Annotated in this window: 13 protein-coding genes and 1 pseudogene; 4 read left to right on the plus strand and 10 right to left on the minus strand. The window is 31.0% G+C overall.

The annotated features are described in order from the left end of the window. Positions 1-168 precede the first annotated feature (168 nt). From N4A57_RS05725 to N4A57_RS05740, 4 genes are all read right to left on the minus strand, one after another. Complete coding sequence (locus tag N4A57_RS05725) at positions 169-843, minus strand: YkgJ family cysteine cluster protein (RefSeq protein ID WP_293656751.1); 675 nt, start codon at positions 841-843, stop codon at positions 169-171. Positions 844-1101: 258 nt separating this feature from the next. Then, on the minus strand, positions 1102-2277 hold the full coding sequence (locus N4A57_RS05730; protein ID WP_293656752.1) for an acetyl-CoA C-acetyltransferase: 1176 nt from the start codon (positions 2275-2277) through the stop codon (positions 1102-1104). A 472-nt stretch (positions 2278-2749) separates the two neighbouring features. Further along, positions 2750-4126, minus strand: a complete 1377-nt coding sequence (locus N4A57_RS05735) for a recombinase family protein (RefSeq protein WP_293656754.1) — start codon at positions 4124-4126, stop codon at positions 2750-2752. A 158-nt stretch (positions 4127-4284) separates the two neighbouring features. Then, positions 4285-4785, minus strand: a complete 501-nt coding sequence (locus N4A57_RS05740; protein WP_293656756.1) for a YhcN/YlaJ family sporulation lipoprotein — start codon at positions 4783-4785, stop codon at positions 4285-4287. A 450-nt stretch (positions 4786-5235) separates the two neighbouring features. Here N4A57_RS05740 and N4A57_RS05745 point away from each other — a divergent pair, with 450 nt between their 5' ends. From N4A57_RS05745 to N4A57_RS05755, 3 genes are all read left to right on the plus strand, one after another. Then, a complete protein-coding gene (locus N4A57_RS05745) occupies positions 5236-5685 on the plus strand; it encodes a hypothetical protein (RefSeq protein ID WP_293656758.1) in 450 nt (149 codons plus the stop codon). Between the two features lie 586 nt (positions 5686-6271). Beyond that, positions 6272-7198: a DUF2156 domain-containing protein gene (locus tag N4A57_RS05750; RefSeq protein WP_293656760.1), complete on the plus strand. Its 927-nt coding sequence runs from the start codon at positions 6272-6274 to the stop codon at positions 7196-7198. A gap of 8 nt (positions 7199-7206) precedes the next feature. Further along, positions 7207-8382 (plus strand): GNAT family N-acetyltransferase, encoded by a 1176-nt coding sequence (locus N4A57_RS05755; RefSeq protein WP_293656762.1) that lies wholly within the window; start codon positions 7207-7209, stop codon positions 8380-8382. 31 nt (positions 8383-8413) lie between these two features. Here N4A57_RS05755 and N4A57_RS05760 read toward each other — a convergent pair whose 3' ends face one another. From N4A57_RS05760 to N4A57_RS05770, 3 genes and pseudogenes are all read right to left on the minus strand, one after another. Next, positions 8414-8719 (minus strand): metal-sensing transcriptional repressor, encoded by a 306-nt coding sequence (locus N4A57_RS05760; protein ID WP_293656764.1) that lies wholly within the window; start codon positions 8717-8719, stop codon positions 8414-8416. A gap of 11 nt (positions 8720-8730) precedes the next feature. After that, entirely contained in the window at positions 8731-10860 is a 2130-nt protein-coding gene (locus tag N4A57_RS05765; RefSeq protein WP_330671460.1) for a heavy metal translocating P-type ATPase, read from the minus strand. Positions 10861-10998: 138 nt separating this feature from the next. Beyond that, positions 10999-11133, minus strand: a pseudogene (locus N4A57_RS05770) (cation transporter); the annotation flags it as partial. A gap of 493 nt (positions 11134-11626) precedes the next feature. Between N4A57_RS05770 and N4A57_RS05775 the strand changes: the two are divergent. Further along, on the plus strand, positions 11627-11896 hold the full coding sequence (locus N4A57_RS05775) for a hypothetical protein (protein ID WP_293656765.1): 270 nt from the start codon (positions 11627-11629) through the stop codon (positions 11894-11896). A gap of 21 nt (positions 11897-11917) precedes the next feature. On the opposite strand, the gene htrA is transcribed toward N4A57_RS05775, so the two are convergent. The 3 genes from htrA to N4A57_RS05790 form a co-directional block, all read right to left on the minus strand. Next, positions 11918-13147 (minus strand): serine protease HtrA, encoded by a 1230-nt coding sequence (gene htrA, locus N4A57_RS05780; RefSeq protein WP_293656766.1) that lies wholly within the window; start codon positions 13145-13147, stop codon positions 11918-11920. Positions 13148-13220: 73 nt separating this feature from the next. Next, entirely contained in the window at positions 13221-14633 is a 1413-nt protein-coding gene (locus tag N4A57_RS05785) for a sensor histidine kinase (RefSeq protein ID WP_293656768.1), read from the minus strand. A gap of 18 nt (positions 14634-14651) precedes the next feature. After that, positions 14652-15329, minus strand: a complete 678-nt coding sequence (locus N4A57_RS05790) for a response regulator transcription factor (protein ID WP_293656769.1) — start codon at positions 15327-15329, stop codon at positions 14652-14654. Positions 15330-15532 lie beyond the last annotated feature (203 nt).

The raw sequence follows: 15532 nt of genomic DNA on the forward strand, positions 1-15532 counted from the left end.
ATTTTTGGAACCCTGGAACGTCACAACATCCTATGCTACTTGAACATGACACATGAACCTATATACGAAGATTCACACTTTCGCTTGTGACAAGGACTTGGGTGGAAAAGATTTTCAATATATTTTCCTGAAATAGGCCCACATAAAGCAAGTTTATACACCAGAAATCTATATCTGTCCTTTAGCCATATTTATTTTTTCATGAAATATATTTGTGCCGTATAGCATATACATGAACCAATCTACCAATCCTAAATTCATATAATCTTCATCAATTAATTCCATAATAAAAAATTTTGAGTCCATATTTAAAATATTGTCCTGTATATCTAAGCGGTCTTCCCTACTCAATCTCTTATTTGTACTAAATTCACCACAATAGGATATTTTTTTATTTACCACTTCTTGTGGAATAGCTAAATCATATTCTTCTTTCAAGTAATTTTTAATATTCCTATTAGTTTCTAATACTTTTAAATAATTTTTTTCATGTTCGTCCTCTGTATAATGGCCAAATAATCTACAAACCAGTGGACGTACTTCATATATATAACATTTGTTATTTTCATTTAAAAATGGACATTTGTTATTTTTGTATAATTCTTCTAAATAATATTTTTTTATCCTTGGAATTAATATATTATACAGATCCTTGTCTTTCATAAGGTAATCATATATGTTTAAAAATTCCACATAATAAGTGTGTACAGATTCTGCACAACAATTAGTACATCCTGTACATTTCCCACCATGTATTTTTTCATATTCCTCATTTAATTTATTAAAATAGGACTTATTTTTAGCCAATTCTATGGATTTTTTAATAGTATTTTCACTCAGCATTTATTTTCTCCTTTTGTAGATAGTTTAATTTCTCTACAATAGAATAACATAAAAAGGTCCTACTTCGCAGGATTCGCTATGGAACCCTATGGTTCCCTTCGATGCAACTAACGTTGCTGAGCACCCTTCTTTAAAGAGGCAGGGGAATTCTTCCCCCACACCCCCTTATTTTTAACTTATCCACAGTTTTCAAAATTTATAATTTCCTATAGCGTAAAAAAAAAAGAGCTAATAAATAGCTCCCCTCTTTATATTATATTATCTTTTTACGATTAAAGATGTACCCATTCCGCCACCTATACATAAAGTAGCTAAACCGTACTTAGAATCTCTTTTCTTCATTTCATGAAGTAATGTTACTAATATTCTAGCTCCACTTGCTCCGATTGGATGACCTATAGCAATAGCTCCACCATTTACATTAACCTTTTCCATATCAAAGTTTAAGTCTTTAGCAACTGCAAGAGATTGAGCCGCAAATGCTTCGTTAGCTTCAACTAAATCTATATCTTCTATAGTTAATTGAGCCTTTACTAAAGCCTTCTTAGTTGCAGGAACTGGACCGATTCCCATTATAGATGGATCTACACCAGCAGTAGCAAAAGATACGATAGTAGCTAAAGGCTCAACACCTAATTCTTCTGCCTTTTCCTTAGACATAACCACTAATGCAGCTGCACCATCATTAATTCCAGATGCATTAGCAGCAGTTACAGTACCATCTTTTTTGAATGCTGGTCTTAATTTAGCTAAACCTTCAGCAGTTGCACCATCTCTGATGAATTCATCTTCTTCAAATACGAAAGAACCCTTTCTAGTTTTAACTTCTACAGGAACTATTTCATCCTTAAATCTACCAGACTTTTTAGCTTCTTCAGCTTTATTTTGACTTGAAGCTGCAAAAGCATCTTGTTCTTCTCTAGTCAATCCCCACTTTTCAGCAATATTTTCTGCTGTAATTCCCATGTGGTAGTTATTAAAAGCATCCCATAATCCGTCTTTGATCATTTCATCAACAACTTTTCCGTCGCCCATTCTGTGACCCCATCTTGCCTTTGGCATTAAGTAAGGTGCCTGGCTCATTACTTCAGTTCCTCCTGCAACAACAATGTCTGCATCTCCAGACATGATCATTTGTGCTGCCATAGAAACAGTTCTAAGTCCAGATCCACAAATAATATTTAAAGTAGAAGCTGGTACTTCTACTGGAATTCCAGCTTTAACTGAGGCTTGTCTAGCAACCCCTTGACCTTGACCTGCTTGTAATACACAACCATATAATACTTCATCTACTTTTTCTGGTGCTACTTTAGCTTTTTCTAAAGCATCCTTAATAACGATTGCTCCTAAATCAGTTGCTTGAAAATCCTTTAAACTTCCACCATAGTTTCCCACAGCAGTTCTCACTGCACTTGCTATTACTACTTCTCTCATAATCTTTTCCTCCTTAAAATCCTATGTTTCAAATTTTATAGTACCATACATTATATATAAATCCATCAATAAAATTTTTGATTTTATGAATTTAATCTTTTCTTACTTAATATAATAAGCAATTTCCTTGCCATTTTTTATACTTTTCTATTAAAATAAATTATTATCTAGGAAATCCATATAGATCCCCCAGCACTAAAATTTCCTCACACAGTAACCTACCTATAAGAGAAAATATATTGAAAATTTTTGGAATTGAGGAACGTCACAACATCCTATGCTATTCTAACATGACTCATGAATCTATCTACGAAGATTCACACTTTCGCTTGTAACAAGGACTTCAATGAAAAAAAATTTCAATATATTTTCTCTTATAGGCTCAACGAAAGCCCATTTCCTCATAATTGATTGACAAAGTTGTCCATTTTTTCATACAAGTGTATATTTTTTTGGACACGCCTATTTAAACCTACATCCTATATTGGATTTCTATATTTTCTTCAGCCACAATAACCTTTTTTATATGCTCACTGATAAATTTCCTATTAATAGGATAGATTTTATCAGTACTATTTACTCTCTTAGATATTTCTTCCTTTTCTTTCTCATATAATTTCATTTCATTTTCCAAAATAGATTTTTTTCCCCTATAAGTGTCCCTATCTATAACATTTTCTAATAAATTATCCAATAATCTATTTTCCTTATTTTTAATAATTTCTATATTTTTGTTTATATTTTTAATAGTTTTTTCTATTTCAAACTTATCATAACATGAGATTTTTTTAAAAAATTCACCTTTCATTTCATTTATGATCTTTTCTTTTAATATATGTTCTTTCATAGATACTCCAGGGCAAATGACTTTTCCCCTTTTAATATAAGTACTGCATAAATAATTCTTAGTGTTCTTTCTATAATACATTTTATGACCACATTTTTGGCAATATAATATGTTTGAAAACAAACTAGTTTTGGGATACTTCATATATTTATTACTTCTTAATTTTTCCTGTACCTCATAGAATAAATCCTCATCTATTATAGGTTGGTGGGTTTTCACCCTACATATAAATTCTCCTTTTTCCTTTTTATACCTTTTTTTTGTTAATAAATTTTTAGTCTTACTTTTATTTTGTATTAAATTTCCTATATAAAATTCATTAGACAATATATTTCTTATGGTGCTCTCATACCACCTATTTTTTTGTGCCATTCCCCTACTCTGTGACGGAGTAGGATATCTATTATGATTAAGATACCTTACAATAGAAGCTAGACCCTCTCCTCTTGCATACATGTTAAAGATTTTTTTCACCACCAAAGTACTCATATCTTCCTTTGGCAAAATAGTATTTTTATCTAATTTCATATAACCATAGGGAACTACACTTCCATTAAAATAACCTTCCCTTGCCCTACATAATTTTCCAAAGGAAATTCTTTCACTGATTTTTTGTGACTCCTTTTGAGCTAAGGATAATAATATGGTAAAAGTAAATTCATCATATTCATTTGAATCAAAACTATCTTCTATAGTTATAAATCTTATATTTTCCTCTTTAAATTTTCTTATTATAGTTAAACCTTCTAAAGTATTTCTAGCAAATCGTGAAATACTCTTTGTAAGAACTATATTAAATTTTTTCTCTTCACTATCCTTTATTAGTTTTTTTAATCCCATCCTATTTTTTAGACTACATGCACTTTCCCTGTCCTTGTATATTTTATATATGGTAAAACCCTTTTCCTTCACATATTTCTTGAAAAATTCTTCTTGATGTGCCATACTGCTATCTTGTATCTCTTTTTCTGTAGATACTCTTACATATACAGCACAATTCATAATCATTCCCCCTTTTTCACCAACTACATTCTATTAGTATCAATTGTAGTGAACTCACCTAGTTCATAATATGCTTGTTTTAGTAAAAACGTGAAAAAACAAAAGCCAAATTTTAAAAATTCAGCTTTTGTTTTTTCACATTTTTACTATAATCTGGCTTATCTATTAGGAGCTGGCATGGTCATGTTTTTCATAGGTGATCTAAACAAAGATTCTATTTCATCTATGACCGTTCCATTTCTAATGTCATCCCTTCTATATCCTCTTAATTTCCCTAGGGTTCCTTCAGCTGCTGAAAAATATACGTTAGCTATTCTAGGACTTTCTTTTTTAACCATATTTCTTATTTCTGTCTCTAATAAGTTTACTCTAGTAGAATTGTTTACTCCATTTTTCAGTCTCACTGCCACGTAGGCATCTGATCCATTTATTATTACCCTAGCGTCTTCTACTTCTGAAATATTGTTTATTTTTTCAGTTATTCTTCCTTCCCTGTCATTATTTCCATTTGGCAAAACATTCTCAGGTGTACTTCTCATCTGAGGATCCCTAACTGGTGGATTATTAATAGGCTTTTGTGCACCTTGTCTAGTACATGCTCCAAATGATCCTATTATTAAAACCATTATTAATAGAATAAATATATTTCTATTTTTCATAAATGTACTCCTTTCATTTCTATTCTCAAGTTTATTTTTTCTTTTAATCAAAAGTATTACACTAGTAATTTGATACAATTTTGTAAATGATTTTATTTCCTATATTTACATTTTTTTTACGAAATGATTACATGGGTTTTTTATAATATTTTCCATGATATAATTTAACTAACAATTATTCGGTGGTGATTTACATGGATTTATTATTTGTATTATTTTTTGTAATGTTATATAAAGTAATTTGATTTATGCATATGATTTTTTAATGTTCTTAACATTATATAGAACTAATTACCCTAGTTATGGTAAAAGACTTGATTTTTATAATCAAGTCTTTTTATAATAAAGTAATAGGACAATAGTTTTATGAAATAGACTCACCTAAATTCTGTTCTCAGGTCACAAATCTATAAATCATGGGAAAAACAAATCACATTTCAGAGGTGTAATATGATAAAAAATAAAAAAACTAACAATGGAATATTAGTGAAAACTTGTGTTAGATGTAAGAAAATAATAAGCCAAAATTCATTATACAACTACTGTCCCGAATGTTTCAAAAGGATTGAGGATATATTTGAAAAAATCGAGACATATTTGAGAGAATATCCTGGTGCTACTGCTTTTGAAATTGAACAAGAAACAGGGGTTCCATATCATGTTATTAATAATTTTGTTAGAGATGGAAGGCTTATTGAAATTCCCAATGAATACTTAAATTTTGAATGCAAAAGATGTGGTCGCTTACTTCTTTCCGCCCATCACAAGCATTGCCCTGTTTGTAGAAAAAAATTAGAAAATGAAATGGAATTAGCAAAAATGCAATTATATAACTCTATGAATCATGGAAATGCAAAAATGCATTTTAAACGTGGGGAAGATAGACGAAAAAAATACTAAAATAAGTTTTTAATACATAAATAAATGAGAAAACTATAGCTATGAGCTAGGTTTTTTCATTTATTTATGTATTTTTTTATAATTTCCCATATTCTAAAACAGATTATTACATAATATGCTATTATGAATATGTTATATATATCTATATATGGGTATATTACTAGTTGTGTATATAGATTTCGTATTCATAAACTTGCTTTATGTGAGCCTACTTCAGGAAAATATATGGATTTCGCGGTTTTAAGATTATTTTATACATTTAGTTTCATAGAAAAACATGGAATTAATTTTGTTAGGTTAGTCCTTCGTCGTTAGTAGTTATTGGTTTTAAATTTGTTTTATACATTAACTTGCCTATAAGGGACAATATATTGAAAATCTTTGGAACCCTGGAACGTCACAACATCCTATACTACTTGAACATGACACATGAACCTATATACGAAGATTCACACTTTCGCTTGTGACAAGGACTTGGGTGGAAAAGATTTTCAATATATTTTCCTGAAATAGGCCCGCATAAAGCAAGTTTATACACCAGAAATCTATAGTTATATATCCGATACTAAGTAAAAGGAGTTTTTTTATGTTTGAAAAAAAGATTTCACTAGAAGATAAAGATTTATTTGAGAAATATATATATAATAACAACCACAAGACTTCAGGTTTAAGCTTTACAAGTTTGTTCATGTGGAAGGATGTAAATGATATTCGTTATGAAATAATAAACGATTATCTTTGTATTAGGGCTCTTAATTATTTAACTGAAGAAGGAGATCCACAATATTTTGTATTTCCGCCCCTTCCCCTTCATAAATACAATTTAGATACTTTGTATGGTACTTTAAAAATATTAGAAGACATATTCAATGAAAACAATCAAAAATTAACTATAAAGCTTGCTCCTGAAGAGTATATTGATTATTTCAAGAAAATCAATATGGGTAATGTGATAATAAAGGAGGATAGAGAAAATTTTGATTATGCCTATTTAAGTGATAATTTAGCCAATTTAAAGGGCCGAAAATATCAATCTAAAAGAAATCATTTAAACTACTTCTACAGGACCTATTCCTTCCAATACAAACCCTTGACTAAGGATTTAATAGAAGAATGTATACTTTTAAATGATAATTTAATAGAAAATAAAGTCTTTGAAAATAATATGGCAGAGGAATTAATATTCTATGAGAGAAATGCCATAAAAGAGGCCCTTTATAATATGGATACACTAGATTTTAAAGGTGGAGTAATTCTAGTAAATGATAAGGTTGAAGCCTTCACCTTAGGCTATAAAATAAACCCAAATATGATGGTAGTTCATATAGAAAAGGCTAATCCTTCTATCAGGGGATTATATCAGGCTATTAACCAACAATTTGTTCAAAATGAATGTTATGACGTAACTTATGTGAATAGGGAAGAGGACATGGGCCTTGAAAGTTTAAGACGTGCAAAACTTTCCTATAGACCTGATGAAATGATTAAGAAATTTGATATTGAATTTAGGTAGGTGAAAATGTGAAGGTCACTTTATTAAAGGAAGAAGATAAAAAAAGGGCAAAAATATTGTGGGGTTATGCCTTTGAAAGGGATGAACCCTTTTATAGTTGGTATTTTGACAATGTGTATGATGAGAATAATTGCGTAGGAATCTATGATGATGAATTAGTGTCCTATTTGCAACTAAATCCCTATAATATAAAATTGAATAACAATATTTTCCCCACATCCTATGTGGTAGGAGTCATATCTGCACCAGAATACAGAAATAAGGGAGCTATGAAAAAACTACTTCCTAAAGCACTAGAAGAGATGAACAATAAGGGTCACTGGATTTCTATTCTTATGCCCTTTGATACTAACTTTTATAGTCCCTATGGATGGGAACTTTCCTATAGTCAATTAAAATATCATGTTCCCATAGATGTGATTAAGGGACTCAAAAATAAATCTGGGGATTTTAGAAAAATTAAAATTGGTGGTTCTACAGATTCATTAAATGAAATTTATGAAAGTTATTTATATAAATACAATGGATATGTAAAAAGAAATCCTAAAGAATGGGAATATATCATGCATGAAGTGGATTCCTATGGTGGATATATGTATATATTAACTATAAATGATAACCCATGTGGGTACATATTTTACCATATAGAAGATAAGATTCTAAGTATAAGGGAAATGGCCTATACTAACCTAGAAGGTATGGGTGCCTTATTTAATTTCATATATTCTCATACATCCCAAGTAACCCACGTCAATTGGCCTGCTCCCATAGGGGATAACCTTTATCTATTTATAAAAGATACTATAAAACCTGAATTTACTAATGACATTAGGGTACATCCCTTCATGTGCACAAGGGTTATAAATGTTAAAAATGCCATAGAAAATTGTATATTCCAAAGGGACACTCAATTTATTTTCACTGTAGATGATACTTATGCACCTTGGAACAATAACACTTATAAGATATCAATAACCAATGGTAAAGCTAGTGTAACCATGGTAGATCCTATTTACTCTCAATTTTCATGTAACATAAATACTTTCTCTCAACTATTCTTTGGTAGTATAGATATTTATGAAGGAAAATTTTTAAATAAAGTAAATATAACTGATGAATCAGGAATCCATGAATTTAACAAGGTTTTCTATAAAAAAGATAATTTTATAAACGAATATTTTTAAGGACGGTTTTCACCGTCCTTAAAAATATGCCTTATTTCATCATTCTATTTATACTCTTTAAAAGTTCTTCTACTGCCACTTCCTCATCATCTTTCATCTTATCTAAGATACAAGTTTTCACATGATTTTCAAACAAAATCTTGCTTATACTCTTCATGGCCGATTGAACTGCAGATATTTGAACTAAAATATCATCACAATAGATTTCCCTTTCTATCATGCCCTTTATTCCTCTAATCTGCCCTTCTACCTTATTTAACCTAGTGACTAATTTCTTTTCAATTTCCTTATCCCTATAATTTACTTTTCTCTCACCACTGCAATTATTACATTCCATACTTTTTCTCCCTAAAGATCTTCTATTTTTACTAGCTCATATCCTAAATCTCCTACTACTTCTTTAACTGCATCATCCACATTGCTACTAGTCTCTATTAGTGCATACTTTCCTTCTAAGTTTACGTGAACCTCATCTATTCCTGGAATTTTACTTAATCCATCATTCACATGTTTTTCACAGTGTCCACACATCATACCATTAATATATATTTTCTTCTTCATTTTATTTTCTCCTCTCTCCTTTAATTTAAAACTTCTAAGTCTAAGTGCATTAGTCACAACGGATACGGAACTAAAGGACATGGCTAAGGCTGCAAACATGGGGTTTAATTTTGGTCCCCCAAATATATAAAATATACCTGCCGCCAGTGGAATTCCTAAAATGTTGTAGAAAAATGCCCAAAATAGATTCTGTTTTATATTCTTTATGGTAGCTTTGCTTAAGCCAATACTAATTAGTAGATCCTTTAAATCGCTTTTCATTAAAACCACATCTGCCGATTCAATGGCCACATCTGTACCAGAACCAATGGCAATTCCCACATGGGCTTTAGTTAAAGCAGGGGCATCATTTATTCCATCTCCCACCATGGCAACTATCTTACCCTCATCTTGAATCCTAGCTATTTCATCAGTCTTATCCTTTGGTAATACTTCTGATAAAACCCTATCTATTCCAACCTTCTTACCTATACTTTGAGCAGTTATTTTATTGTCTCCCGTTAACATTATAACTTCAATTCCAGCTTCTTTTAGTTTATCCACTGTATATTTACTATTTTCCTTTATAACATCTGCTATGAATAGGGCTCCCTTATATACCTTATCTCTGGCCACATATACGGGAGTTTTTCCTTCTTCTAGATATTTTTGAGAAGATATGCTTTTTATATCTATATTATATTTTTTCATTAATTTATCATTCCCAATAAGAACATGCTTATTATCCATATACACTTCTATACCAAATCCAGATATGGCCTCTAAATTTTCTATAGAAGTTAATTCTATATTATTATCCCCTGCATATTCTACTATGGCCTTTGCCAGGGGATGTTCTGAACCCTTTTCACAGGATCCAATTATCCTTATAAATTCCCTTTCGTCCATGGAAGTAATAATATTAGTAACCTTAGGTTTTCCTAGAGTAATTGTTCCCGTTTTATCAAATACTATGGTATCTATTTTGTGCATAGTTTCTAAGACTTCTCCGCCCTTTACTAATATGCCATATTCTGCTCCCTTTCCTGTGGCAACCATAATGGCCGTTGGTGTGGCTAGCCCTAAGGCACATGGACATGCTATAACTAACACAGCTATGAATATACTTAGTGAAAATTCTAAATCTGAAGTTTTAATATACCAACCTATACCAGACACTAGTCCTATAAGAAATACAGTAGGTACAAAATAAGATGAAATCACATCTGCAAGTTTTGCTATGGGTGCCTTTGATCCTTGGGCCTCTTCCACCAGTTTAATAATCTGGGCTAAGGCCGTTTCTTCTCCTACCCTAGTAGCCTTAATATCTACCATATGATTTCCATTTACTGTTCCTCCTGCCACTGGGTTACCTATCTCTTTTTTAACAGGTATGCTTTCACCTGTAAGCATAGACTCATCCACATAGGTACTACCCTTAACAATTTCACCATCTACAGGAATTTTTTCTCCTGGTTTTATTCTTACTAAATCTCCCACTTGAACTTCATCTATAGGAATTAGTATCTCACCATCCCCTTCTATTACTAAAGCTTCCTTAGCAGATAGACCTGCTAACTTTTTAATTGCTTGGGAAGTCTTATTTTTACTATTCTCCTCTAGATATTTTCCTAGGGATATTAAGGCTATTATAACTCCTGCCGATTCAAAATATAGATCATGGACAAAGTGCATATTTCCATTAAATATTTTATATATGGCATATAGGCCATATACTAGTGCTGCACTAGTACCAAGGGCTACTAGTGAATCCATATTTGGACTTCTTCTTATTAATGCTGGAAATCCACTCATATAAAATTTCTTTCCAGAATACAATATGGGAATAGTCAATACTAGTTGAATTAAAGCAAAGCTTTTAGGATTATAATCAGGACTTATGACCTTTGGAAGCTTAATTCCAACCATGGGACCCATGGCTATAATCAATAGTAGAGATGCAAATATTATGGATACAATAAGTTCCCTCTTATTTTTTTCCCTCTCCAGTTCTTCTTCCCTTTCCTTTAGATTATTTCCTTTATTTTTCTCTATATCTAAAGGTTCATATCCAGCCTTCTTAATGGCATCCTTTATTTGAGATATTCTAACTACATCATTGTCATAGACTACTTTAGCCCTATTAGTAGCTATATTCACATTGGTTTCTATAATACCATCTAACTTGTTGATAGCCCTATCAACACTGCTAACGCAAGCGGCTCATGTCATTCCTTTTATAGGTATATTTATTTCATTTACATTTCTCATATACTATACCCCCCTATGGTATAATTATAGGATTATTACATATGAATTGTCAATAGTATTTATCATAGTTATTATGCCTAATAATATTAATTAATATTATTTTCCCTTTTATATATAGATTTCGCAACACTAAGTTTTCTTTATACAGTAACTTGCCTACAAGGGAAAATATATTGAAAATTTTTGGAACCCTGGAACGTCACAACATACTATGCTATTTGAACATGACTCATGAACCTATCTACGAAGATTCACACTTTCGCTTGTGACAAGGACTTTGGTGGAAAAAATTTTCAATATAATTTCCTGAAGTAGGCTCACATAAAGCAAGTTTATGAATACGAAATCTATAACCATGTATTTGTGTCAAATAAATATGACTATGCATATTTTAAAAGGGAAGGGATTTTTATAAATTATAGGGGGAAGAAAAATGGATAAATATATTGAAGATTTAGATTATGACATAAAAAGGGGCGAAATGATCACTGAGTCTATCCATCCCATGATGCCACCTATGGGTAGATTCCATATACCTCAAAATCCTTATATGCCGTATATGAATGGAATGCCTATCATGCCATCTGTGGAACATATGGACATGGATGAAATTCGCTACATGGAACATATGAATGAGTATATGACTGCCATGTATCATGCTGAAGCTTGTAGAATGAGGGCTCTTAGGTGCTTAAAAAAATAAAAGTCAATTGAAAATTGACTTTTATTTTTTCTTATAGTAATCCTTAGGGGTCTTTTGAAGTTTTATACTTATTTCCTTTTCTTTTCCATCCCTTAGGATTTTCATATTTATAGTATCCCCAGGTCTATACTTGTATAATATTCGTGATATTTCACTCATGCTTTTTATATTTTCATTTTCTATAGCCTCTATTACATCACCAGATGTAAGGCCTCCCTTAGCCGCTGGAGAATCATGTACAACCTCTACAATATATACCCCTTCTTTAGCTTCTATATCTACACCTATGGCCCTTTCAAATCGTTCCACTTCCATACCTCTTATTCCCACATATACCTTTTCATATTGACCATTTTCTATAAACTGCTCAATTATGGGTTTTGCCACATTTATAGGTACTGCAAATCCTAATCCTTCTGCCGTTTTAATTTTTGCCGTGTTTATGCCAATTACTTGTCCCTTAGAGTTTAGTAGAGGACCACCACTATTTCCTTCATTTATTGATGCATCCGTTTGAATCAATCCTTCTATGGATTCATATTCGTTTATATCAATTCTTCTTTCAAGTCCACTTATAATACCCGATGTAACAGTTCTTTCAAATTGAAGCCCCAAGGGATTTCCTATGGCCACAGCCACTTGTCCAACTTCTAAATCCTTTGACTCTCCCAATTCTGCTGCCACTAAATTTACATTATCCACTTTAAGAACAGCTAAATCTAATACAGAATCTTGCCACAGTATTTGTCCTTCCTCTTTAGCTCCATCATAAAATAAAACATTTACCTTTTGGGCATTTCCATTATTTATTACATGGGCGTTAGTAATTATATATCCTCTAGAATCAACTACTACTCCTGTACCTAGGCCTTTGGCTTTCCTCTCACCAAACCAATAATCCTTTTGTACAATTTCTGTAGTTATACCCACAACAGATGGCATGGCCTTTTTAGCTATGGCAGATATTAAAAACTCCGTATTAGTCTTATCCACTTGTATAATTTTCTTTGTATCATTGCCAAAATAATTATCTGGATAAGGTATTATTTTTCCAAATATGAATACGGGCATTATATAACTTGAAATTAATCCTCCAATTAGGGCTGATATTATTATTATGGTAATTAATTTTAAATTTGTATTATTTCTTTTCTTATAATTTCCCTTGTACATGTGTTCATAATTACTAACTTCTTCTTTTATAGGTTCATCCTGCTCTTCATAAAGATTTGAATAGTCTTTTTCAGTCACTATTATCCCTCCCTTATAATAAATTATAATTTATTAATATTAATAAATTATGAATAATCTATTAATATTTTTTCTAATTTTCCTTATATAGCTGGAGGTAGAATAGAAATGACGTTCCCAAACTCACTTCTGACTCTATTTCTATTTTTTCCTTATGTATGTCCATAATCTTTTTAACTATATGAAGGCCCAAACCAGTACCCTTTTTATTTCTGTTTCTAGATTTATCTTCCTTATAAAATTCTTCCCATATATTTTGTATATTTTCCTTATTTATACCAATACCATTATCCCTTATAGTAATCATACATTTATTACCTTTTTTCTTAGTTATTATAGTAAGGACAGGATCATCCTTCATAAATTTAATAGCATTATCTACTAAATTTATTATTACTTGTTGTATAGAATCCTTATCTGCATAAACATGTATATTATCATCTAAATTCAATTGGACTTGAATATGTTTTTTTTCTATTTCCTCTTCATATCTTATTAATGTTCTACTTATCAACTCACTTATATTAAATTTATTTTTATTTATAGGGTATTTCCCAGATTCCATCCTCTGTATATCTAATAAATTTGTGATTAAATCATTAAGCCTCCTAGTTTCTCTTAAGATTATGTCTAAATATTTAGGGTGATCACTTTCCTCAATAGTTCCATCTACCATGCCTTGGGCGAATCCCTTTATTAGGGTAATGGGGGATCTTAATTCATGGGTCACTGCAGATATGAAGCTTTTTCTATTTTTTTCTATCTCTCCTAATTTTTCAGTCATCCTATTAAAGGTATCTATAACTTTACCAATTTCTCCATCTTCCTCTATTTCTATTCTGTAGGAAAAATCTCCATAGGATATTTTTTCTGCTCCTATGGCTAACCCCCTTAATGGATGGGATATTTTTTTTGAAACTATACACAATAATATGAAGGCTCCCACAAAGGTTATGCTCATGGATATTATAATCATCTTATGAACTTCTCCTATAACGCTAGTAACTTCATATAGGGGTGTATGCATTATTATGGCATTACTCACTTCCCCATTTATATAAATGGGCATTCCTACCGTTAATAGGGGAACTGTTTCATTTTCATGATACATTCCCTTTTTAGTTATTATTTTCCCATCTAATACTTGTAGCATTTCCGTTGCCGTAATCTGTTTTCCTATCCACTCTTCATCGTCTCCCGATACCCCATATATGATTCCTTCTTTATTAATAATCCATATTCTTGTATTTAAAAATTTTTCTACAGCCTGTAATTCTAATTTTAGTCTTTCATTACTTATGTGATTATTTAAATAATCTATAACTAGATAATTTATCTTTTTTCCTTCATTTAGTAATACCTTTTCTTGTCTATTGAAATAATAACTACTAAACAATTGAGAAAAAGCTATTCCAAGTATTAAAAAGGATAAAAGTATTATTACAAAATAAAAATATAACAACTTCTTAAATACTGTATTTCCCATATCTTTCTGCTACTCCTTTTATATTATTTCAAATTTGTATCCTACACCCCATATGGTTTTTATATTATATTTATCACTTAATCTAGATAATTTTTCCCTTAATCTTTTTACATGTACATCTATAGTTCTTGTATCTCCAAAGAAATCCATTCCCCATATATTATCTATGAGTTGTTCTCTTGTGAATACCTTCCCCTTATTTTTAACCAAAAAATATAACAGCTCCATTTCCTTTTTAGGCAATTTCATATGTTCATCATCTATTCTAGCTATATATTTATCTAAATCTATATATAAATTGGGTAGACTTATACTTTTAGTAGATATGGTAGACCCATATGTTCTTCTTAATACTGCATCTATTCTTGCTATAAGCTCCCTAGGTTCAAAGGGCTTTACCATATAATCGTCAGCTCCTAATTTTAATCCTAATACCTTATCAAAGGTATCTCCCTTTGCACTTAACATTATTATGGGAATATCACTAATTTTTTTCATTTCTGTACACACATCCCAGCCATCCATCTCTGGAAGCATTATATCTAATATAACTAAATTAGATATTTCCCTCCCTAACACATCTATGGCACTTTTCCCGTCATGGGCAAATACAACCTCATATCCTTCTTTCCTCAAATAAAGTCCTATTAACTCACAAATATTTATATCATCATCCACAACTAATATTTTTTTCATGGTTATTTCTCCTTTATATTTTTTTATACAGTAACTTGCCTATAAGGGAAACCATTGAAAATCTTTGGAACCCTGGAACGTCACAACATCCTATGCTACTTGAACATGACACATGAACCTATATACGAAGATTCACACTTTCGCTTGTGACAAGGACTTGGGTGGAAAAGATTTTCAATATATTTTCCTGAAATAGGCCCGCA

The sequence above is a fragment of the Anaeromicrobium sp. genome, from assembly GCF_025210435.1.
Taxonomy (GTDB): domain Bacteria; phylum Bacillota; class Clostridia; order Peptostreptococcales; family Thermotaleaceae; genus Anaeromicrobium.

Bases quoted from the DNA above. Each gene is read 5' to 3' on its own strand.
- N4A57_RS05775 (WP_293656765.1), top strand. From the start codon at position 11,627: ATGGATAAATATATTGAAGATTTAGATTATGACATAAAAAGGGGCGAA.
- N4A57_RS05730 (WP_293656752.1), bottom strand. From the start codon at position 2,277: ATGAGAGAAGTAGTAATAGCAAGTGCAGTGAGAACTGCTGTGGGAAAC.
- N4A57_RS05745 (WP_293656758.1), top strand. From the start codon at position 5,236: ATGATAAAAAATAAAAAAACTAACAATGGAATATTAGTGAAAACTTGT.
- N4A57_RS05790 (WP_293656769.1), bottom strand. From the start codon at position 15,329: ATGAAAAAAATATTAGTTGTGGATGATGATATAAATATTTGTGAGTTA.
- N4A57_RS05760 (WP_293656764.1), bottom strand. From the start codon at position 8,719: ATGGAATGTAATAATTGCAGTGGTGAGAGAAAAGTAAATTATAGGGAT.
- N4A57_RS05740 (WP_293656756.1), bottom strand. From the start codon at position 4,785: ATGAAAAATAGAAATATATTTATTCTATTAATAATGGTTTTAATAATA.
- N4A57_RS05765 (WP_330671460.1), bottom strand. From the start codon at position 10,860: ATGGGTCCCATGGTTGGAATTAAGCTTCCAAAGGTCATAAGTCCTGAT.
- N4A57_RS05785 (WP_293656768.1), bottom strand. From the start codon at position 14,633: ATGGGAAATACAGTATTTAAGAAGTTGTTATATTTTTATTTTGTAATA.
- N4A57_RS05735 (WP_293656754.1), bottom strand. From the start codon at position 4,126: ATGAATTGTGCTGTATATGTAAGAGTATCTACAGAAAAAGAGATACAA.
- N4A57_RS05750 (WP_293656760.1), top strand. From the start codon at position 6,272: ATGTTTGAAAAAAAGATTTCACTAGAAGATAAAGATTTATTTGAGAAA.
- N4A57_RS05725 (WP_293656751.1), bottom strand. From the start codon at position 843: ATGCTGAGTGAAAATACTATTAAAAAATCCATAGAATTGGCTAAAAAT.